General features: G+C 66.5%; 21 protein-coding genes. 9 read left to right on the top strand and 12 right to left on the bottom strand.

Going from position 1 to position 18,827, the window contains the following annotated elements:
• Positions 1 to 27 precede the first annotated feature (27 nt).
• From KKR91_RS15545 to KKR91_RS15555, 3 genes are read left to right on the top strand one after another with little or no spacing between them, the layout of a single operon-like run.
• The gene (locus tag KKR91_RS15545) at positions 28 to 921 is read left to right on the top strand and encodes an amidohydrolase family protein (RefSeq protein ID WP_210227479.1); all 894 of its coding nucleotides are present in this window, start codon (positions 28 to 30) and stop codon (positions 919 to 921) included.
• On the top strand, positions 918 to 2,102 hold the full coding sequence (locus tag KKR91_RS15550) for an acyl-CoA dehydrogenase family protein (RefSeq protein WP_210227478.1): 1,185 nt from the start codon (positions 918 to 920) through the stop codon (positions 2,100 to 2,102). Before KKR91_RS15545 ends, KKR91_RS15550 begins: the two co-directional genes overlap by 4 nt.
• 25 nt (positions 2,103 to 2,127) lie before the next feature.
• Positions 2,128 to 2,580, top strand: a complete 453-nt coding sequence (locus KKR91_RS15555; RefSeq protein ID WP_210227477.1) for a MaoC family dehydratase — start codon at positions 2,128 to 2,130, stop codon at positions 2,578 to 2,580.
• Here KKR91_RS15555 and KKR91_RS15560 read toward each other — a convergent pair.
• The 4 genes from KKR91_RS15560 to KKR91_RS15575 form a co-directional block, all read right to left on the bottom strand.
• Positions 2,571 to 3,071 (bottom strand): hypothetical protein, encoded by a 501-nt coding sequence (locus tag KKR91_RS15560; RefSeq protein WP_237687407.1) that lies wholly within the window; start codon positions 3,069 to 3,071, stop codon positions 2,571 to 2,573. The genes KKR91_RS15555 and KKR91_RS15560 overlap by 10 nt on opposite strands.
• 41 nt (positions 3,072 to 3,112) lie before the next feature.
• Positions 3,113 to 3,340 (bottom strand): helix-turn-helix transcriptional regulator, encoded by a 228-nt coding sequence (locus KKR91_RS15565; RefSeq protein WP_210227475.1) that lies wholly within the window; start codon positions 3,338 to 3,340, stop codon positions 3,113 to 3,115.
• 82 nt (positions 3,341 to 3,422) lie between these two features.
• Entirely contained in the window at positions 3,423 to 3,878 is a 456-nt protein-coding gene (locus tag KKR91_RS15570; protein WP_210227473.1) for a DoxX family protein, read from the bottom strand.
• Between the two features lie 9 nt (positions 3,879 to 3,887).
• A complete protein-coding gene (locus tag KKR91_RS15575) occupies positions 3,888 to 5,063 on the bottom strand; it encodes a M20 metallopeptidase family protein (RefSeq protein ID WP_210227471.1) in 1,176 nt (391 codons plus the stop codon).
• 191 nt (positions 5,064 to 5,254) lie between these two features.
• On the opposite strand from KKR91_RS15575, the gene KKR91_RS15580 reads away from it, so the two are divergent.
• From KKR91_RS15580 to KKR91_RS15595, 4 genes are all read left to right on the top strand, one after another.
• On the top strand, positions 5,255 to 6,649 hold the full coding sequence (locus tag KKR91_RS15580; protein WP_210227469.1) for a sensor histidine kinase: 1,395 nt from the start codon (positions 5,255 to 5,257) through the stop codon (positions 6,647 to 6,649).
• 74 nt (positions 6,650 to 6,723) lie between these two features.
• Positions 6,724 to 7,455, top strand: coding sequence for a response regulator (locus KKR91_RS15585; protein WP_210227468.1), 732 nt, complete (start codon positions 6,724 to 6,726; stop codon positions 7,453 to 7,455).
• A gap of 113 nt (positions 7,456 to 7,568) precedes the next feature.
• Entirely contained in the window at positions 7,569 to 8,450 is an 882-nt protein-coding gene (locus KKR91_RS15590) for an ABC transporter ATP-binding protein (RefSeq protein ID WP_210227465.1), read from the top strand.
• Positions 8,447 to 9,679 carry an ABC transporter permease gene (locus KKR91_RS15595; RefSeq protein WP_210227463.1) on the top strand — a complete coding sequence of 411 codons (1,233 nt, stop codon included), beginning with the start codon at positions 8,447 to 8,449 and terminating at the stop codon, positions 9,677 to 9,679. The genes KKR91_RS15590 and KKR91_RS15595 overlap by 4 nt, the downstream gene beginning before the upstream one ends.
• A gap of 35 nt (positions 9,680 to 9,714) precedes the next feature.
• Here the strand turns inward: KKR91_RS15595 and KKR91_RS15600 are convergent, their stop codons facing one another.
• From KKR91_RS15600 to KKR91_RS15615, 4 genes are read right to left on the bottom strand one after another with little or no spacing between them, the layout of a single operon-like run.
• Positions 9,715 to 11,289 carry an acyl-CoA synthetase gene (locus tag KKR91_RS15600; RefSeq protein ID WP_210227461.1) on the bottom strand — a complete coding sequence of 525 codons (1,575 nt, stop codon included), beginning with the start codon at positions 11,287 to 11,289 and terminating at the stop codon, positions 9,715 to 9,717.
• Between the two features lie 4 nt (positions 11,290 to 11,293).
• Complete coding sequence (locus KKR91_RS15605) at positions 11,294 to 12,298, bottom strand: ABC transporter substrate-binding protein (protein WP_237686099.1); 1,005 nt, start codon at positions 12,296 to 12,298, stop codon at positions 11,294 to 11,296.
• Between the two features lie 60 nt (positions 12,299 to 12,358).
• A complete protein-coding gene (locus KKR91_RS15610) occupies positions 12,359 to 12,811 on the bottom strand; it encodes a MaoC family dehydratase (RefSeq protein ID WP_210227460.1) in 453 nt (150 codons plus the stop codon).
• Positions 12,808 to 13,818: an SDR family NAD(P)-dependent oxidoreductase gene (locus KKR91_RS15615; RefSeq protein WP_210227459.1), complete on the bottom strand. Its 1,011-nt coding sequence runs from the start codon at positions 13,816 to 13,818 to the stop codon at positions 12,808 to 12,810. Before KKR91_RS15615 ends, KKR91_RS15610 begins: the two co-directional genes overlap by 4 nt.
• Positions 13,819 to 13,903: 85 nt before the next feature.
• On the opposite strand from KKR91_RS15615, the gene KKR91_RS15620 reads away from it, so the two are divergent.
• Positions 13,904 to 14,386 carry a MarR family winged helix-turn-helix transcriptional regulator gene (locus KKR91_RS15620; protein WP_210227458.1) on the top strand — a complete coding sequence of 161 codons (483 nt, stop codon included), beginning with the start codon at positions 13,904 to 13,906 and terminating at the stop codon, positions 14,384 to 14,386.
• 56 nt (positions 14,387 to 14,442) lie between these two features.
• On the opposite strand, the gene malQ is transcribed toward KKR91_RS15620, so the two are convergent.
• Entirely contained in the window at positions 14,443 to 16,626 is a 2,184-nt protein-coding gene (gene malQ, locus KKR91_RS15625; protein WP_210227457.1) for a 4-alpha-glucanotransferase, read from the bottom strand.
• A 59-nt stretch (positions 16,627 to 16,685) separates the two neighbouring features.
• Positions 16,686 to 17,015, bottom strand: coding sequence for a DUF6221 family protein (locus KKR91_RS15630; RefSeq protein ID WP_210227456.1), 330 nt, complete (start codon positions 17,013 to 17,015; stop codon positions 16,686 to 16,688).
• A gap of 124 nt (positions 17,016 to 17,139) precedes the next feature.
• Between KKR91_RS15630 and KKR91_RS15635 the strand changes: the two genes are divergently transcribed.
• Complete coding sequence (locus tag KKR91_RS15635; protein WP_210227455.1) at positions 17,140 to 17,379, top strand: hypothetical protein; 240 nt, start codon at positions 17,140 to 17,142, stop codon at positions 17,377 to 17,379.
• Here KKR91_RS15635 and KKR91_RS15640 read toward each other — a convergent pair.
• Positions 17,376 to 18,134 carry an SDR family NAD(P)-dependent oxidoreductase gene (locus KKR91_RS15640; protein WP_210227453.1) on the bottom strand — a complete coding sequence of 253 codons (759 nt, stop codon included), beginning with the start codon at positions 18,132 to 18,134 and terminating at the stop codon, positions 17,376 to 17,378. The genes KKR91_RS15635 and KKR91_RS15640 overlap by 4 nt on opposite strands.
• A 122-nt stretch (positions 18,135 to 18,256) precedes the next feature.
• Positions 18,257 to 18,553, bottom strand: coding sequence for a hypothetical protein (locus KKR91_RS17070; RefSeq protein WP_237686100.1), 297 nt, complete (start codon positions 18,551 to 18,553; stop codon positions 18,257 to 18,259).
• Between the last annotated feature and the right edge of the window lie 274 nt (positions 18,554 to 18,827).

Genomic DNA, 18,827 nt, shown 5'->3' on the forward strand with positions numbered 1-18,827 from the left:
CACACTTCTCCGCGCAAGAGAGCCGACATGACCCGATACGAACCTGCCATCGATGTTGACGCGATCACCGCTATCGACATGCACGTCCACATAGAAGTGGGCGCGCACGGGCACCCTTCCCTGCCCGCCGACCTCTCCGAGGCTGCGTCGAAATACTTCGCCACGGACGGCCCGAGGCCCGACCTCGATTCGGTTGCGGACTACTACCGCGAGCGCAAGATGGCTGCTGTCGTCTTCACTGTCGACGTGACGACTTCGCTGGGCCACCAGCCCATTCGAAGTGAGGACATCGCCGAGGGCGCAGCACGCAACAACGACGTGCTCATCCCCTTCGGTTCCGTAGACCCGTTACGCGGTGCAGACGCGGTGGTGCACGCACGCCGGCTCATCGAGGACCAGGGCGTGCGCGGCTTTAAGTTCCATCCGACCCTGCAGAACTTTGACCCGAGCGACACGGCATTCTTCCCCTTATACGAAGTGCTCCAGGAGGCCGGTGTCATTGCCCTGTTCCACACGGGGCAGACCGGCATCGGCGCCGGAATGCCGGGTGGACGCGGCCTGCGCCTGGGACTTTCGAACCCAATGCTGCTTGATGTGGTGGCAGCCGAGCACCCCGAACTCCAGATCATCATGGCCCACCCCTCTGTGCCCTGGCAGGACGAAGCGATCTCGGTTGCAACGCACAAGCACAACACGTGGATCGATCTCTCTGGCTGGAGCCCGAAGTACTTTCCGCCAGAGCTCGTGCGGGCGGCGAACTCGCCATTGAAGCGGCGTGTGCTGTTCGGCTCCGACTTTCCCATGATCACCCCCGACCGCTGGCTCCGCGACGTGGAACAGGCCCCGTTCAAGCCTGAGGTACTCCCCGGGATCATGAAAGACAACGCGGTGCGCCTGCTGGGCCTCGGAGGACCATCATGACCATCACGGCATCCGCGATCGGAATAGACCCCTACGGCTTCGCCGAGACACATCTGAGTGGGCCGGCGCGGGCTGCCCTCGCCGAACTCGCAGGCGTTCTTGATCGTGAGGTGCGTCCCCTGATGGCTGACGCATGGGAGACCGCGACGATGCCCGACGGTGTGCTCGACGCCCTGATCCCGCTGAATCTGATGGAGCCCAGGGACGTCCCGGATCACGAGGCACGCTCGTCGATGTTCGCCGGCTTTCGCAACTATGTGCTCGCCCGCGCAGACGTCTCCGTCGCCACCGTGTACAACGCACAGTCCGGGCTGTTCCGCACCGCCTGCGCCCTCGGCGGGGCGCCCGAGCAGGCGGAGAATCTCGATCCGGAGATCCGCTCGTTCGCGCTGAAGGGTGTCTTCGCCCTCACCGAGCCGGACCATGGTTCCGATATCGCTGGCGGCATGGCAACGACCGCCCGGCGTGACGGCGCGCATTGGGTTTTGGACGGCGCTAAGCGCTGGATCGGTGGCGCGTCGTCGGCCGATGTATTTGCTGTCTTCGCCCGGGATATCGCCGACGGGCAGGTCAAGGCCTTCATCGTGCCTCGGGATGCGCCCGGCGTTGCGCTGAGCCCCATCTCGGGCAAGATCGCCCTGCGGCCAATGCAGAACGCGGTTATTACTCTGACCGGTGTGCGTGTTTCCGAGTCCAACCGGTTGCAAGGCGTCAATTCGTGGCGCGATGTTTCCCGGATTCTCCGCGCCATGCGCTCGGATGTCGCCTGGATCGCCGCTGGCCTGCAGGCCGGTGCGCTTGAAGCCACGCTCTCCTACGTGCGCAAGCGCGAGCAATTCGGAAAGCCCATTGGAGGCTTCCAACTCATCCAGGAAAAACTTGCCCGCATGCTTGGCAACACAGTCGCCTCGCTCGCAATGGTTGTACAGCTCTCCGCCCGCCAGGATGCCGGCGACTTCAGCGACGAGAACTCCGCACTGGCCAAGATGTGGACCGCGCTGCACGCGCGCGAGACGGTCGCCCTGGCGCGCGAAATCCTCGGCGGCAACGGCATCCTCCTCGAACACGACGTTGCACGGTTCTTCGCTGACGCGGAAGCCGTCTACTCGTACGAAGGAACGCACGAGATCAACTCCCTCATCGTCGGACGGGCCCTCACCGGCCAGTCCGCCTTCGCCTGACCCCTAGCAAAAGGACCCCAGCACCATGACGACAACCACCGCGTATTCCGACCTGCCCGGCCTCGTTGGCTCCGACCTCGGCTTCACTGACTGGCGGACGATCACGCAGGAGCAGGTCAACACCTTTGCGGACGCCACCGACGACCACCAGTGGATCCACACCGACCCCGAGCGTGCCAAGGACGGCCCCTTCGGCGCACCCATCGCGCACGGGTTCCTCACCCTCTCCCTGCTCATTCCGATGTGGGAGTCGCTGCTTACTGTCGACGGCGTCTCCACGAAGGTCAATTACGGACTCGACAAAGTGCGCTTCGTCTCCCCCGTTAAGGTGGGCGCACGCATCCGGATGACCGCGGCCATCGCGGGGGTGACCGAAGTCGCCGGCGGCTACCAGCTCACCGTCGATGTCACGATTGAGATCGAAGGCGGCGCTAAGCCCGCGGTCGTCGCGCGTAGCCTGCAGCGCTTCTACGCCTGAGCCGGCCGCACCCGGTTAGCCTTCCGGTAGCCGTGCACCCCGCCGATGATGGCCCCGGCTCCGCCGATCATGCCGCCAATCACGGCTCCCTGCGCCATCCCGCCAAGGAATCCTTCACCGGGGGTCACGTCAAACTGCGGCGGGCTGATCAGCGGCTGGCCCGCGAACACGGTGTAGCCCATGGCCGCGAAGGTAACCACCATGCCCACGCCAAAGACGACGATGCCCAGCATCGTGGACCGGGCCCCGGCATTTTCCGCGAGCTTCTGCGGATTCACGCCGCGCCGCTTCGCGTACCAAAGCGCGGCGAGAGACGGAAGCATCGTCGTTAGCACCAACAGCGTCACGGGCAGCAGGAACAGCCCAAAGACTGCGGCGATGAAGGCACCCACGAGGCCCGCATAAAGTCCGATCGTCAACCCGAAAGCATTCGACTCCATGAAGACGGAGCGTTCCCGTTCGTCGCCGTAGGCGGGACTGTCCAAGTCCATAATTCTTTCGGCGGCTCGGTCGAGCCTGCTCGGCTTGCGTGTCATTTCCGGTCTCCCGCCTCGTCGGTGAACAGTTCCTCGACGGTCCCGCCCAAGGCACGGGCAATCTTCAAGGCCAGATACACCGACGGGGCGTAGTCGCCCTGCTCGACGGCGATAATCGTCTGCCGGCTCACACCCACCTGCTCGGACAGCTCTGCCTGGGTCATGCGCTGCTGCTTCCGGCGCTCCCGCACCGGACTCGCAAAGTCAGCCTTTCGAGGAACCATATGGCAATGTTAGGGATCCTTGACATTTGAAGTCAAGGATCCCAGACATTTTCCTCCGACCCTGCGCGCCAAGCCCCCGCCGCTACTTCTTCGCCGCAGCCCGCAGGCCCTTCCACGCACCCGTGGACCAGAGTGCCCACAGCACCAGCAGCGGCTGGAAGAACAAGCGGATCAGGCGGTCACGGTCGGAATTGAGGCCAAACGCATCGGTGTGGGTGACGTACTGGGAAATGTTGCCCGGAAAGATCGCGACGAAAAACGCCGCCACCGCCAGGCCCACGGGAACCCGCCGCTTGCGCAGCAGGATCAAAGCCGCACCGAGGCTGATCTCCGCCACCCCGGAAAGCAGCACGACGACGTCGTCGTCCACCGGAACCCAGTCCGGGACCTGGGCCTGAAACTCTGAACGGGCAAAGGTCAGGTGCAAGGTACCGGCGAAGGCCAGGAACGATCCCAGCGCGATGGCGCCGATCCGGCGGGCCTTGGAGGTGGGCTCCGAGGGACGGGCGAGGGCTGATACCAGAGGTGCACGAGTCATCTGCAGGCCCTAGGTCAGCCGGTTGTACGCCAGCTGGGCGAGCGCCGCGGCCTGGTCGCCGAGCACGGAATCGTCAAACACCACGCGCGGAGAATGATTCCAGGCAACAGCCTCCGGATCGAGCGACGGCGGGGTGGCCCCCAGGAACAGGAACGTTCCGGGCACCTCATTGAGGATCAGGGAGAAGTCTTCGGAACCCATCAGCGGATCCCGGGATTCCAGGACGCGGTCCTCGCCGAACATTTCCCGCAGTCCGGTGATGGCTTCCCGGGTGCGCCCCGGGTCGTTGCAGGTGACGGGGTACCGCACGGTGAAGTCCACCTCCGCGCTGCATCCGTGGGCGGCGGCAATGCCTTCGGCGAGTGCCTTGGACTCCACGATCACCCGGTCCAGGGACTCCTCGGAAAGAGTGCGCACCGAGGCCCCCAGCTTGGCGGTATCCGGGATGACATTGATGGCGTCGCCGGCCTCGAGCTGGGTCACGGTCAGCACCACCGGATCAAAGACCGAAAAGCGGCGGGTGGCCATGGTCTGCAGCGCGGTGGCGATCTCGGTCAGCGCAGGAACGGGGTCGACGGCGGTTTGCGGCTGGGAGCTGTGGCCGCCGGATCCCTTGACGGTGATGCGCAGTTCGTTGGCCCCGGCCATCAGGGTCCCGGGCCGGGTCCGGAAAACCCCCAGCGGACCGGGCCGCACATGGATTCCGTAGGCAGCCACGGGGCGCTCTCCGGCGGCGTCGAGCACCCCCTCGTCAATCATGAGGCTGGCGCCGTCGTGCCCCTCCTCCCCCGGCTGGAACATGAAGATGACACTGCCGGAGAGGTCTTCCTGCTGGGCGCAGAGCAGGCGGGCGGCGCCGACCAGGCCGGCCACGTGCAGGTCATGGCCGCAGGCATGCATGTTGCCGTTGGTTGAGGCATAGTCCAGGTCGGTCAGCTCAGACACGGGCAGGGCATCCATGTCGCCGCGCAGCAGCACCGCGGGTCCGGGCTCGGCGCCGCGGAGCACAGCGATCACCGACGTGGACTTCACGCCCAGGGTGATCTCCAGATCCAGCCCCGCCAGGGCTGCCAGGATCCGCTCCTGGGTCCGCGGCAGGTCGTTTCCGGTCTCCGGATCGGCGTGCAATGCCCGCCGCAGCGCCACCAGTTCGGGCAGGATCGTTTGGGCCTCTTCAACAAACATGCGGTCAAGTCCTGTCGTCAGCGCGAATACACGGCTGCCGTACAGGCGCCGTTCCATCTCTAGGCAGTAAACCATCTGAAACCCCGCCGGGCACACCCAACAGGGCGCCGCCCCGGGTGCCGGCCGTCATCCCTGCGACGGAATCCTTCCGGCGGATCCGTAGCGGACAGGCCCACTCGTAGACTGGGCCCATGCTCGAGACTGCAGCGCCGCCGGCCGATCAACTTACCCGCTCCAGCCGGTTCCAGGACCGGATCCAGCAAAAGGTCAGCGATGACTGGGAACGCCCGGCCCCCACCCGGGAACAGCTGCGGCGGGACGTGATCGGCACCGCCGTCGTAATCCTGATCGGTGCCATTGCCCTCGAAAGCAGCCGCGGGTTCGGCGCCATGGGCGGGGAGGACCGCCCGGTCTGGCTGCAGCATCTGGTGCTGGCCCTGATGATCCTGCCGCTGGCACTGCGCCGCCGCTTCCCGGTTACCGTTCTGCTCGTTTCCTCTGCCCTCTTCCTGGGCCTGAGCATGTACATGCCGGCCCTCTCCGTGCAGGTCGTCTTTCAGGGCGCCTATTTTGCCGCCATCTACGCCGGCGTGGCCTGGGCGCGGAACCGCCGCCTGCTCCGGCTGGCCCTGCTGCTGGTGATCACGGGAATGGCCCTGTGGCTGTTGCTGTCCTTCACGGTCTCCAATGCATATGACTCCTTCATGGAGGATCTCTTTGAGACCCAGGAGGATGACCCCACCGCGCGGGGACTGCTGCCGCCGATGGTTTCGTATGCCATTTACTCCGCCCTGATCAACGCCGCGTATTTCGGCGGCGCCATCATCTTCGGCCTCACTTCCTGGCGCAGCGCCCACCAGCGGGAGCAGCTCGCTCATCAGGCCGAGCAGCTCAAGGCCCAGTCAGCAGAACTGGCGCACCAGGCCGTAGTCAATGAGCGGCTGCGGATCGCCCGCGAACTGCACGACGTCGTCGCGCACCACATCGCGGTGATCGGTGTCCATGCCGGAGCCGCGCGGCGCGTCCTGGTGAAGAAACCCGAAACCACCGCGACGGCCCTGCAGACCATCGAGGAATCGAGCCGCCAGGCGGTGGAGGAAATGCGCTCCCTGCTGGGGGTGCTGCGCGCCTCCGACGAGGGTGAGCCCGGAACCGGCGACGGCGGCACTCACCGCAGGCCCGAGCCGGGGCTGGCGGAGCTGGACGCCCTGGTCGCCGAGCACCGTGCCAACGGACTGCAGGTCTCTTTCAGCCGGATCGAAGACAGCCCGGGCGCCCTGGATTCGGTGTCAGCACCGCTGGCGCTGTCGATCTACCGCACCGTACAGGAGTCCCTGGCGAACGTGCGCCGCCATTCCACCGCCGGCGCCGCCGTCGTCACGCTGCGCACCGGTACCACCGGCAATGTCCGCTGGCTGGAAGTGGAAACGGTCGACGACGGCAGGCCGCGCCCGGGCAGCACCTCCGGTTCCGGCTTTGGCCTGCGGGGCATCCGGGAACGGGCGGCCCTGCATGGGGGTGTCGCGGAGATCGGGCCGCGTGCCGGCGGCGGCTGGCGGGTCCGCGTGCGCTTCACACAGCGCTAAAGCCTGCTCCGCCTGCGCTACCGTGGACCGCGGGGGCGGCGGAGCCCAGGGACTGCCGGAAGCAGAAGGACAAGATGGAACCGATACGGATACTGCTCGCAGATGACCAGGCGCTGGTACGCGCCGGATTCTCCATGATGCTCTCTGTGGAGGAGGAGATCGACGTCGTCGGGCAGGTGGCCAACGGCGCCGAGGCTGTCGCATTCGCCGCGGCCAATCCCGTGGACGTCATCCTTATGGATGTGCAGATGCCGGTGCTGGACGGGATCCGGGCCACCGAGCAGGTCACGTCCGCCGGAACCGCCAAGGTCATCATCCTGACCACGTTTGAACGCGATGACTATCTCTTTGACGCCATCCGTGCCGGAGCCAGCGGCTTCCTGCTGAAAAACGCCGATCCCGATGACCTGGTAGCCGCGGTGCACGCCGTGGCCAGCGGCCACGCGCTGCTGGCACCGGAAGTAACGGTCCGGGTCATCGAGCGGTTTGCCCGGCAGCTTGATGCCGAGCAGGCGCCCGCCGCGGCCGGAGCACCCGCCCCGGTCTCCGAACATCACCGCCGGCTTCTGGAATCCCTCACGGCGCGCGAGCGCGAAGTCCTGGTCCAGCTGGCCGGAGGATGCAGCAACGCCGAGATAGCCCGCGACATGTTCCTGGCCGAGGCAACCGTGAAAACCCATGTCTCGAACCTGCTCGCCAAGATCCAGGTCCGCGACCGGGTGCAGGCCGTGGTCTTCGCCTACGAATCCGGACTCATCCTTCCGGGGGAGAGCGCGGCGGAATCATCCGCCGGCCCCCGGACCTGACCCGGATAGATTCACCCGCCTGGCCGATCCGGAGCTGGCACCCCCTCCCCTAGGGTTGAAGGAGAAGAAACCTTCCAACAACACCCGGCCCGCCCGGGAAAGGAGCAGCCACGATGCTGCAGGTTCGCAACCTCACCCGGACATTCGGGGATAAGACGGCGGTGGACAACGTCACCTTCGACGTTCCGGCCGGACAGATGACCGGATTCGTGGGCGGCAACGGTGCCGGTAAAACCACCACCATGCGCATGATCATGGGGGTGCTGACGGCCACAGCCGGCGAGGTACTCCTGAACGGGTCCCCCGTAACTGCCGCAGACCGCTCCCACTTCGGCTACATGCCCGAAGAACGCGGCCTCTACCCCAAGCAGCCCATCCTGGACCAACTGATCTACCTGGGCCAGCTGCACCGGATGAGCGCCGCCGATGCCCGCCGTGAAGCGATGGACCTGCTGGAACGCTTCACGCTGGCGGACCGGTACAAGGACAAACTGGAATCGCTCTCCCTGGGCAACCAGCAGCGGGTACAGATCGCCGCGTCGCTGCTGCACCGCCCCACCGTGCTGATCCTGGACGAGCCGTTCTCCGGGCTTGACCCGGCGGCCGTGGATTCCATGGTGGAGCTGCTGCGCGAGCGCACCGCCGCAGGTGTGCCGGTGCTCTTCTCCAGCCACCAGCTGGACCTCGTGGACCGCCTCTGCGACAACCTGGTGGTCCTCAAGGCCGGGAACGTCATGGCCGCCGGCTCCAGCGAGTCGCTGCGCGCGAGCGCCCCGCGCCGGCACCGCGTCACTGTCTCTCCCGACGCCGGCTGGCTCCGCGACGAGCCGGGCCTGCAGGTGATTGACGTGGCCGGTCCCACGGCGCTGTTGGAGTTCGACGGCGACGCCGACACCCAGCGCTTCCTCAGCGCCGCCCTGGCCCGCGGCACGGTGGAGGAATTCACTCCCCTGCGGCCCACCCTCAGCGAAATTTACCGGGAGGTATCAGCATGACCACCGAAACCCGCCGTCCCGCTTCCCCTGCAGCGCAGCAGCCCGAACGGGCAGGCAACAACACTCCCGCGTGGGCCATCGTCACCCTGCGCGAGGTCATGGTGAAGGCCCGCGACCGCAGCTACCTCATCTCCACCCTGGTGACCCTGCTGCTGATTGTGGGCGGCGTCGTCTTCAATGCCTACATGTCCAACCGCGGCACCGACTACACGGTTGCCGTCACCGGCAGCCAGGGCTCTTCAGTGGTGGAACTTGCCGATGAGGCTGCCTCCGCCAACGACAGCAACACCACCTTCGAGGCGGTCGACGCCGGCTCCCCCGAGGCGGCACGGGCCCTGGTCAGCGACTCAGAGGCCGACGCCGCCCTGCTGGCCGGGGCGGACGGCACCTGGACGCTGGTGGGCGGCGAAGAGATCGACAACGGCCTGCGCTCTCCGTTGTCCGAAGCCCTGCGGCTGCACGTCATCAACACCAACGCGGAAGCGGCCGGCACCACCGGCACGCAGCTGCTGGCCGGCAGCGAGCTGCAGGAAGAACTGATTGACGGCAACGCGGAGAACGCGCTGCTGGCCACCGTGGTGGGCTTTGTCTTCAGCTTCCTGTTCTACATGTCAGCCATCATCTTCGGCATGGCAATCGCCAACTCGGTCCTGGAAGAGAAGCAGAACCGCGTGGTGGAAATCCTGGCCACTGCCATTCCCATCCGACAGCTGCTCTACGGCAAGGTGGCGGGCAACACCATCCTGGCCATGGTCCAGCTGGCGGCCTACGGCGGGGCAGCCCTGCTGGCACTGAACCTGACCGACACCGCGGACATGGTGGGTTCCATCATTCCGGCCTCGGGCTGGTTCCTGGTGTTCTTCCTGGCCGGCTTCCTGATCCTGGCCTCGGCCTGGGCCATGATCGGATCCATGGCCAGCCGCAGCGAGGACCTGAACAACAGTTCCACGCCGGTGCTGACCGTGATCATCGCCGCCCTGTTTGCCGGGATGTTCGCCAAGGGACAGCTGCTCGTGATTGCCTCCTACGTGCCGGTGATCTCCTCGGTGGCCATGCCCATCCGGATGCTCAGCTCCGAGGTTCCCCTGTGGGAGACGTTCGCCTCCCTGGCGGTGGCCCTCGCCGCTGCCTACGCCCTGCTGCGCTTCAGCGAGAAGATCTACCGCCGGGCCGTCATGCAGAGCGGCGGCGCGCTGACGCTGCGCAAGGCCATGAAGCTGGAGGCCTAGGCTGGCTCTCCGCGGCAGTTAGTCCGGATACGGCGTTAGTCCGAGTACAGCCGCCGCAGGTCCGCCTTCCGGATCTTTCCGCTGGCGGTCCGCGGGAAATCCTGCACCATCAGCACGGTCCGCGGAACCTTGTACCGGGCCAGACGGCCGAAGAGATGCTGCTGCACCTCTTCGGCCGTCAACGTATACCCCTCCCGCAGGCTGATGACAGCCCGCGGCACTTCACCCCATTTGTCATCCGGAACACCGATCACGGCCACCGCTGCAACGGCTTCCAGCTGGGCAATGGCCTGCTCCACCTCGGCCGGATAAATGTTCTCCCCGCCGGAAATGATCATGTCCTTCAGGCGGTCGGAGATGAACAGGAACCCGTCGTCGTCGAAATAGCCCATGTCCCCGGACCGGAACCAGCCCTCCTGGGCATATGCCTCAGCGGTGGCGTCCGGACGGTTCCAATAGGAGGCGATCACGTTGGGTCCGGAAATCTGGACCTCGCCTACCTCCCCGGCACCCAGGACCTCCCCGTCCGGAGAGGTGATCCGGACATCAGTGAAAAAGTGCGGCAGCCCGGCGGATCCAGCCTTTTCCCGCGACCGGTCGGCCGGCAGCGCGGTGGCTCCCGGAGCCGTTTCGGTCATTCCGTAGCCGTTGGAGAAGGACAGCCCGCGGGCTTCGTAGGCTTCCAGGACGCGCAGCGGCACGGCGGATCCGCCGCAGGTCATGGTGGAGAGCGAACTGATGTCCCGTTTGTCCCAGTCCGGATGTTCGCAGAGCATCTGGAACGTGGTGGGAACGCCGCTGATGTAGGTGGCGGAATACTGCTCAATGGCCGCGAGCGTGCGGGCGGGGTCGAAGCGGGTTTCCAGGACCACGGTTCCGCCCTTCAGGAGCACCGGCAGCACGCCCATGTCCAGCGAAGCAACGTGGAACATCGGCGAAATCATCAGCCCGATCTCGGAACCGGAAAGATCGTAGTCGACCAGCACGTTGTAGCAGTTCCAGGCCAGGTTGGCGTGGGTCAGCAGGGCGCCCTTGGGCTGTCCGGTGGTCCCTGAGGTGTACAGGATCATGGCGCCGTCCTCCCCTCCGACCGGCACATCCAGCCGGTCCGGGGAAGCCCCGGCGATCACGGCGTCGAAGTCCAGGGTTTCGCCATCAACGTCTGTCCCGTCCGAACCGCCCTCCAGCTCCTGCCCGCCGTGTTCCGTCCCGCCGTCGGCCACTGCCAGCCGCACTGCCACCGGGGTCCCGGTTGATCCGAGCCGCGCCAGTTCAGCGAGTGCCCCGGTGTACACCAGGACCGAGCTGCCCGAATCCTGCAGCGCAAACCGGATTTCCGGCGGAGCCAGCCGCGTGTTCAACGGTACAAACACGGCGCCCAGCGTACCGGCGGCGAAAAACGTTTCCAGGAACGCGGGATGGTTGTCTCCGAGGAAAGCCACGCGGGATCCGTGCTCCACGCCAAAGGACCGCAGCGCCTGCGCCAGCCGGTTGATCCGTTCATCCAGCTCCGGATAGCCGATCCGGCGGCCCTGGAAGATCAGGGCCGCCCGGTCGGCGGACTTGCGCCGGCGGCGGTGTATCCAGGATCCCAGCCCCTGGTTCTTCATGGCCCTACTGCACCGTCATGGCTGCGACGTCGGGCTCCTTGGACACGAACTCGTACTTCATCATCAGCCCGCCCAGGCCCTCGAGCTGTTCCGTGCGGAGCTCGCCGTCGAACTCCTCCATGGGCAGGCCCTCAGCCACGGCCGGGTCCATTCCCATGAAGGCCGGCAGCGTGGCCCGGACATCGTCGGTGTTGGCCTGCGCCTGGGTGAGCGTTTCGGTGACGGCTTCCTGGAAGGCGGTGACTGTCTCGGGGTTCTCCTCCGCGTACCGGCCGGAGGTGAACGTGACCATGGTGGGCATTCCGGGGATGGCTTCCTGGTTCGGGTGCCCCACCAGGACGTTGTCTGGATTGGCCAGGGCACGGCTCAGGAACGGTTCGGGCAGCCAGATGGCATCCGTGTTGCCCATCTCCAGCTGGGCTTCCATGTCCGGGAACGGCAGTTCGTTGAACTTGATGTTCTCCGGGTTGCCGCCATCCAGGGCCGCGCTCTCCATGATGGTCAGGTCGCCCTGGGTGTTGACCGCGTTGACGGTGGCGGTTTTGCCTTCCAGGTCGCCGAAGGAGGTAATCCCTGAATCCTTGCGGGCCACCACCCCGTTGATGTCGGCTCCCTCGGCGAGCGAGTTGGAATACCCGGACACAATCTTCATGTCCAGGCCTTTATCCTTGGCCACCATGACGGAGAGCGGGTTGCCCACGGCGAATTGCAGGTCGCCGGTGGAGACCGCCGGCAGCATGGCCGCCCCGCCGGTGCCGGGCTGGAGCTCAACGTCCAGGCCGTGCTCCTCGAAAATCCCCTGGTCGATGCCGTACTGCATGGCCGAGGAGGGAGCAATGGACAGCACGCCCACCACCACCTTCTGCAGCCCCTGGCTTTCGCCGGCCGACGGAGTGGACTCCGCCTCGGTTCCGGAGGGGGAGCCGCCGGAGCAGCCGGTGAGTGCCAGGGCCAGCACGGCTGCGCCTGCCGCCGCCGTGGACAGTTTCCTGGTGATCGTGTTCCTCATGACCTGCCTCTTCCTGAAGCTGGAAAGTGGCGCCCTGGCTGGTAGCCGGGCGGTGGACGGTTAGGCGTAAAAGCGGTAGAGGGAATGCGCGACGACGGCGGGCCGGGTTTCGCCGTCTGCCTCGATGACCTGGTCCACGCCGACCTGGAAGCCGCCGGCAACCTCGGTGACCTCGGTGACCCGGGCGTTCATCCGGATTTTGGCTCCCACCCGGACCGGTGAAACGAAACGGACCTTGTCCAGCCCGTAGTTCACCTTGGTCTTCGCACCGGTCACATCCAGCAGCTCGCTCCAGAAAGGAATGGCCAGGGACAGGGTCAGGAAGCCGTGGGCGATCGGGCCCCCGAACGGGCCGTCCGCTGCCTTCTCCGGGTCGGTGTGGATCCACTGGTGGTCGTCGGTGGCATCAGCGAACGTGTTGACCCGGTCCTGGGTGACTTCCCGGTATTCGGTCCAGCCCAGGTCCCGGCCCGTGAGCCCGGGCAGTTCTTCGAGGGAAACGGTGGTCCTCATGCGGTTCTCCTTTTGGCGCGGGGATCAGGGTCAGCAGCCGGCGGGCCGGGCGCCGGCTCGGCCTCGGGCTGCAGTTCTTCGGGCTGCAGTTCTTCGGGCCGTAGTTCTTCCGGCAGTGGCGGGAAGGTTTCCCCCACGGACTGCAGCCGGCCGCCAAAGAGGTCCCCGAAGCGGGCGGTGAGTTCCTCGTAGCTCCATCCCCCGCTGCTGTACTCGGTGGCCACGGCTTCGGGATGGGACCACAGCTGCAGCCGGTCACCGCCGATCCCCACGGCCTGTCCGGTGATGCCCGCCGCCGCATCGGAGGCGAGGAACGCAACCAGCCCGGCGACGTCGTCGGCCGTCCCGAAGCCCAGGTCCCTGCGGAAGAAGTCCGGCATCGCCTCGCCGCGTGCAGCGGCCTCCACGGCGCTGCGGAAGTACGGCACGGTCTCGGTCATGGCGGTGGCAGCCACGGGGATGACGGCGTTGGCCGTGATCCCCGCCTTGCGCAGCTCCAGGGCCCAGGTCCGCACCATGCCGACAATTCCGGCCTTGGCCGCGGCGTAGTTGGTCTGGCCGAAGTTGCCCCGCTGGCCGGTGGGCGAGCCGATGCAGATGATCCGGCCGCTCCCCTGCACCCGGAACACGCCCACCGCTTCGCGGACGCAGGTGAAGGTGCCGCGCAGGTGCACGTTGATGACGGTATCGAAATCCTCGTCCGTCATTTTCCACAGGGTTTTATCCCGCAGCACTCCGGCGTTGGTGACCATGACATCCAGCCGGCCGAAGTTCTCCAGGGCCGCGGCCACCAGTTCCTCCGCAGTGCCGGTGGGGCCCACGGGGGCTACAACGGCAACGGCAGTTCCGCCCGCGGAGCGGATTCCTGCCACTGCCTCGTCCGCCACTGACTGATCGACGTCGTTCACAACAACGGACGCGCCCAGCCTGGCCAGCTCACGGGCATACGCGAGGCCAAGTCCGCGCCCGCTGCCGGTGACTATGGCTGCTTTTCCATCGAGGGACATCCGAGCTCCTTCGCTCTTGATGCGTTCATCACAACCCTCATCGTTGAAAAAGTCAACAGTGTTCTTTTTCGCGTATTGTGAGGGCATGAGCGAACCAGGGCAGGACGGCGCATCCGGGACGACAGGCATCAACCGCCTGTATGCCACGGACCTTGCCAACGAAACCGAATTCCTTGCAGCCCGCGCGCGGTCGCTGGGGTCCGCCCGCGCCAACGCCGCCCTCGCCGTGCTGGACCTGAAGGTGCGCTCCTATTCGGTGCTTTCCCTGGCCTGCAGCGGCACGCAGCCTTCCCAGCGTGAACTGGCTGAATTCCTGGCCCTGGACCCGAGCCAGATCGTGGCCCTGGTGGACCAGCTGGAAAAGCGCGGCGCGGTGCTCCGGATGGCCGATCCCCGCGACCGCCGCTCCAACATCATTGCCGCCACCGACGCCGGGCGCAGCCTGTTTGCCGAGGCGGCCCGGCTGGTCGAAGCGGCCAGCAACGAGTCCCTCGCTGCACTGAACGCGGCGGAACGGGACCAGTTGCGGTCCCTGCTGCGGCGGGTGGCGCTGACCCCGGAGGGCTAAGCGGCCGGAGGGCTAAGCGGCCGGAGGGCAGCCGGCTCCAGCCCGAACCAGGCAGCCTAGATCGAGTCCTTCATCAGGCCCGCCAGGGACGAGAAGCGCGGGTTGGACGGCAGGTCATCAAGCAGGACAGCTTCCCCATCCGGCCCGCACAGCGGAATCCGCCAGTTCGGATACTCGTCAGACGTGCCGGGCTGGTTCTGCGTGCGCCGCTCCCCCACCGCATCGGCCAGTGCCACGCCGAGCAGTGCAGACGGCGTCTGCAGGATGAAGGCATGCAGGGCTTCCACCGTCTGGCGGACCTGCTCCGGGTCAGGTGGTCCGAATCCGGACACGGGCATTCCGGCAGCTGATTCAGGCAGCAGGCCGCGGCTGCGCAGCAGGGACAGCACTGCTTCCTGTGCCGCGGCGTCGGCGGCCCGTTCCTCCTCCACAGGGCGGCTGAGCAGGCCCAGGGAGCTGCGCAGGTCCACATGTTCGCCGGCAAGGTAGCCGGCGGCGGGAGGCAGGTCGTGGGTGTTCACGGTGGTCAAGGCTCCGGCCCGGTAATCCTCCGGGGGCCGCGGGCCTGCTTCGGTGGCTTCGAACCACAGGATGGAGGTGCCGAGCACGCCCCGCTCCCCGAGGTAGTCCTGGACCCAGGGCTCAAACACGCCCAGGTCCTCGCCCACCACCAGGGCGCCGGTCCGCTGGGCTTCGAGGGCCAGGATGCCGACCAGCGCCTCGTGGTCGAAATACACGTACGCACCCTCCCCGGGGGATGATCCCGCGGGAATCCACCACTGCCGGAACAGCCCCAGGACGTGGTCGACCCGCAGCCCCCCGGCATGCCTCAGCACGGTGCGCAGCATGTCCCGGTACGGAAGGTAGCCGGCGTCGGTGAGCCTCCCCGGATGCCATGGCGGTTGGCTCCAGTCCTGGCCCTGCTGGTTGAACATGTCCGGCGGGGCCCCCACGGAAACTCCGTGAGCGAGCACCGGGCGCAGCATCCAGGCGTCGGCACCGGCCGGATGGACACCCACGGCCAGGTCATGGACCACGCCAATCTCCATGCCCGCACTGCGCGCGGCCCGCTGGACCGTTTCCAGCTGCTGGTCGCACAGCCACTGCAGCCACATGTAAAACTCGGCACGGGGTGCAAGCTCCCCGCGGTGCTCCCTGACATAACTGCTGTCCGGACCGGTGATCTGCTGCCAGCGCGGGTCGCCGGCGGGCAGGTTCTCCGCCAGCGTGCACCACAGCGCAAAGTCCTCAAGGCCTTTGCCTTCCACGGCACAGAAGCGTTCAAACTGCAGCTGCCTGGCGATGCTGCGCGGCACGGAGAAGACCAGTTCCAGGGCAGCAAGTTTTGCCGCGTAGGTGGTGTCACGGTCCAGCAGCTCCGATGACCGGTTCGCTGCACTGCGGGCCCGTGCCTCTTGGTCAACGAGGGCACGGTCTGCACCGGACAGATAGGCGAACTCAGGAACATCCTCCACCCGGATGTACAGCGGGTTAAAGAAGCGGCGGGTGGTGGGCAGGTAGGGCGAGGGTTCCACCGGCGGCACCGGTTCGGCGGCGTGCAGCGGATTGATCAGGATGAAATCGGCATCGTAACCGGCGCCGGACAGCGCTGCCAGGTCCGCGAGATCCCCGAGGTCACCGATCCCCCAAGAACGGGACGAGCGCACGGAATACAGCTGTGCCATCAGCCCCCATGCCCTTTTGCGCGCCACGTCAGCGCCCGTTGTCAGCCGCTCAGGCGTGACCACCAATTCCGTTTCGGCCTGCCGGTCTTCACTCTGGATCTGGAACCGGTGCCAGCCCAGCGGCAGGTCCTGCGGCAGCAGCACCATGGTTTGGCCGGTCGGCACGCCGTCGACCTCGCGTTCCTCACCTGGCACGCCCGGCCATTCCAGGTCCCGCCGGTTTCCGTTCTCCTCGGTAATCCAGACCTGGGCCTTCTGCCCGGCCGGCAGGTGCACGGGAACCGATTGGCTGCGTTGTCCACGGACGACGACGGCGCCGGGCAGGGTGCGGCGCCACGGCGCCAGGTGCGCCTGCGCCAGTGACTGCGCCAGCTCTTCGTCCGTGCCGGTGGCAACCCCCAGGGCAGCCAGCACCTGGCGCAGTGTCTCGTCGGAAACGTCCTTGCGGGTGCCGTCCCAGCCGTTGAAGGTGGTGGCTACGTGATGATGTGCCGCGAGCTCCTGCAGAAGGGAGCTGCCTGCGGCTTGGTCGCCGGTGGAATTCACTTCAGTCATGACAGCCAATCTATGGGCTTGGGCACCCCGACCCCAACCTGCACCCGCTGCATCGGGGCTCAGCTGCGTTTTTCGGTAAGCCGCCAGACATCCTGATAATCGGGATGGTCCTCATAGGTCGCAGCCATCGCCGCCAGTGCCAGGGTTGTCCATTCCAGTTCATCCGCGAAGTGCTTGCCCTGGGCTTCCGGGTCCATCAACATCCTGGACAGTGTGTTGCGCCGGGCCCCACCGATGATCTCGATCAGCATCAGCTTCGCCTCGCATTCGCGCAGCAGGCGCTCTTCATACCAGCGGTCCGAGGGAGGAAGGCCTTTGGCTGTCAGGAGCTTCCGGGATTCCGCTGCGTCGTCCTGGAAGCGCGTCAGGAGGAAATCCACGATGTCCATGGGACCGATGCTACGCCCCGGCGCAGGGGGCGTCAGCAGGAGCGGCACGGAACGACGCGGCGCGGGGAGGAATAAATCTCCGGCCCGCTTAGTTGACATAACTAAGCCAAGAGAAAGATGCCCCTTGCCAGTAGTCAGCACCCCAGCACCTGCCACAACCACCCGAGCCAAACGCGTTCGGAACATCCGCTCCCTCCACCGCGGGGACCTGGTAGAGGTCCGCAGCGGGAAGAAGGTCTATTACAGCGGAGAAGTCCGCGACACTGCCCCCGGCCTGGGTACCATCTGGATCCGCACGGACGAAGACGGTACCCGGACCTCGGTCAGCGTCGAGGACTACACCATCTGGAAAAACCCCAGCTAGCGGTCCATCAGCGCCCCGGCACTGATGTTCAGGGTAGCCGCCGTCATGCTGGCGGCTTTGTCCGATGCCGCGAACGCTGCCGCGTTGCCCACCTCCTCGAGGGTGGCTGCCCGGCGCAGCAGAGTGGCGTCGACAATGCTGCTGGCGATCTCCTCTCGGTCGCCCATATCCTCCGGCAGGCTCTCCGGCACTCCCCCGCTGCGCAGCGTCAGGACCCGGATCCCGTAGGGGCCGAGTTCCACGGCGAGCTGCCGGCGCATCGCCTCGACCGCTTCGAAGGCAGTGATCAGCCCGCCAAAGTAGTTTCCCGGCGTGGGATCCCCTGATCCGCCGAACGCCAGCAGCACGCCTGAGCGCTGCTGCATCATGTGCCGGGCAGCCGCGCGGGCGGTCAGGAAGACCGTCTGCACCGCCGTCGATACCGGCCTCAGATAGTCCTCCACATGCATATCCACCATTGGCAGGCCTTGAACGTCTCCGTGCTGAATGACATTCATCGAAATGTCCAGGCTTCCGCCGGCGGCCACCACGTCGTCAGCGTGCTGCTCCACCGCGCGGCCGTTGGTGGCATCGAGCAGCGCCGTTTCGGCCAAGCCGCCGGCGGCACGGATCTGCCGGGCCACCAACTCGAGCTTCTCGGGACTGCGCCCGGCCAGGAACACCCGGGCCCCCTCCCGTGCGAAGGCCCGGGCAACGGCGCCGCCAATGGCTCCCCCGCCGCCGTAGATGACTGCGTTCTTCTTATTGAGCAGCATTCTTGAGCCTCTTCGTCCGCTGTGGCTGGCTGAGGCTGTCAATGATGGCACTGCCCGCAGCGCCTGCACAGGGACCCGGGAGCATGCCCGGGTCCCTGCGAAGGTTTGGTGGCGCCGGCTCCTTACCAGCGCACCTTCTTTTCGCGTCGCCCCTGCTTGCCGTTGGCATGCGTGGGCTTGTGGTCCTTGCCCAGGCTCTGCCAACCGGGAAGGGCGCTCTCCGCTGCGGCCGCGGCAGCTGCTTTTTCCGACGCATCGGTGCCGAGTTTGGCGGCTGCGGCAGGGGCGAGGTTCACGTTTGCCTCCAGCGGTACGCCCGGTACCGGCAGCGGCGTCCCGGACAGGGAAGCCGCCGACAGAGAGGGTGCCGACAGGGGTGTGGACAGGGAACTGGAACGGTTTTTCTTGTTGCGCGTCATGGCTGTCTCCGAACAATGGATACGGGCCGGGAGCTTCGCTGGGTATGGTGCGGACAGCGGTCCTGACGCGGCCAAGACACTGCCGCCGGCCACAAACAGGTGGCGCAGCGACAGCAGCGGGCCGGTTGGACGGGAGCACGGTCAGCAACACGCACCATCGACAAGCTCACCCGGCGCTGGGTGGATGCTGTCTGCGAAAAGCGGGTGCGTGCGACCGGGTGGATCAGCGGCTGATGCGGCGCGGATCCCTCAGCCCGGTCCGGGCACGGCCCTA

The organism is Arthrobacter jiangjiafuii (assembly GCF_018622995.1).
In the GTDB taxonomy this organism is placed as follows: Bacteria; Actinomycetota; Actinomycetes; order Actinomycetales; family Micrococcaceae; genus Arthrobacter_B; species Arthrobacter_B jiangjiafuii.

Coding starts and splice junctions, on each gene's coding strand:
- KKR91_RS15545 (WP_210227479.1), top strand. CDS start 28: ATGACCCGATACGAACCTGCCATCGATGTTGACGCGATCACCGCTATC.
- KKR91_RS15550 (WP_210227478.1), top strand. CDS start 918: ATGACCATCACGGCATCCGCGATCGGAATAGACCCCTACGGCTTCGCC.
- KKR91_RS15555 (WP_210227477.1), top strand. CDS start 2,128: ATGACGACAACCACCGCGTATTCCGACCTGCCCGGCCTCGTTGGCTCC.
- KKR91_RS15560 (WP_237687407.1), bottom strand. CDS start 3,071: ATGGACTTGGACAGTCCCGCCTACGGCGACGAACGGGAACGCTCCGTC.
- KKR91_RS15565 (WP_210227475.1), bottom strand. CDS start 3,340: ATGGTTCCTCGAAAGGCTGACTTTGCGAGTCCGGTGCGGGAGCGCCGG.
- KKR91_RS15570 (WP_210227473.1), bottom strand. CDS start 3,878: ATGACTCGTGCACCTCTGGTATCAGCCCTCGCCCGTCCCTCGGAGCCC.
- KKR91_RS15575 (WP_210227471.1), bottom strand. CDS start 5,063: ATGTTTGTTGAAGAGGCCCAAACGATCCTGCCCGAACTGGTGGCGCTG.
- KKR91_RS15580 (WP_210227469.1), top strand. CDS start 5,255: ATGCTCGAGACTGCAGCGCCGCCGGCCGATCAACTTACCCGCTCCAGC.
- KKR91_RS15585 (WP_210227468.1), top strand. CDS start 6,724: ATGGAACCGATACGGATACTGCTCGCAGATGACCAGGCGCTGGTACGC.
- KKR91_RS15590 (WP_210227465.1), top strand. CDS start 7,569: ATGCTGCAGGTTCGCAACCTCACCCGGACATTCGGGGATAAGACGGCG.
- KKR91_RS15595 (WP_210227463.1), top strand. CDS start 8,447: ATGACCACCGAAACCCGCCGTCCCGCTTCCCCTGCAGCGCAGCAGCCC.
- KKR91_RS15600 (WP_210227461.1), bottom strand. CDS start 11,289: ATGAAGAACCAGGGGCTGGGATCCTGGATACACCGCCGCCGGCGCAAG.
- KKR91_RS15605 (WP_237686099.1), bottom strand. CDS start 12,298: ATGAGGAACACGATCACCAGGAAACTGTCCACGGCGGCGGCAGGCGCA.
- KKR91_RS15610 (WP_210227460.1), bottom strand. CDS start 12,811: ATGAGGACCACCGTTTCCCTCGAAGAACTGCCCGGGCTCACGGGCCGG.
- KKR91_RS15615 (WP_210227459.1), bottom strand. CDS start 13,818: ATGTCCCTCGATGGAAAAGCAGCCATAGTCACCGGCAGCGGGCGCGGA.
- KKR91_RS15620 (WP_210227458.1), top strand. CDS start 13,904: ATGAGCGAACCAGGGCAGGACGGCGCATCCGGGACGACAGGCATCAAC.
- malQ (WP_210227457.1), bottom strand. CDS start 16,626: ATGACTGAAGTGAATTCCACCGGCGACCAAGCCGCAGGCAGCTCCCTT.
- KKR91_RS15630 (WP_210227456.1), bottom strand. CDS start 17,015: ATGGACATCGTGGATTTCCTCCTGACGCGCTTCCAGGACGACGCAGCG.
- KKR91_RS15640 (WP_210227453.1), bottom strand. CDS start 18,134: ATGCTGCTCAATAAGAAGAACGCAGTCATCTACGGCGGCGGGGGAGCC.
- KKR91_RS17070 (WP_237686100.1), bottom strand. CDS start 18,553: ATGACGCGCAACAAGAAAAACCGTTCCAGTTCCCTGTCCACACCCCTG.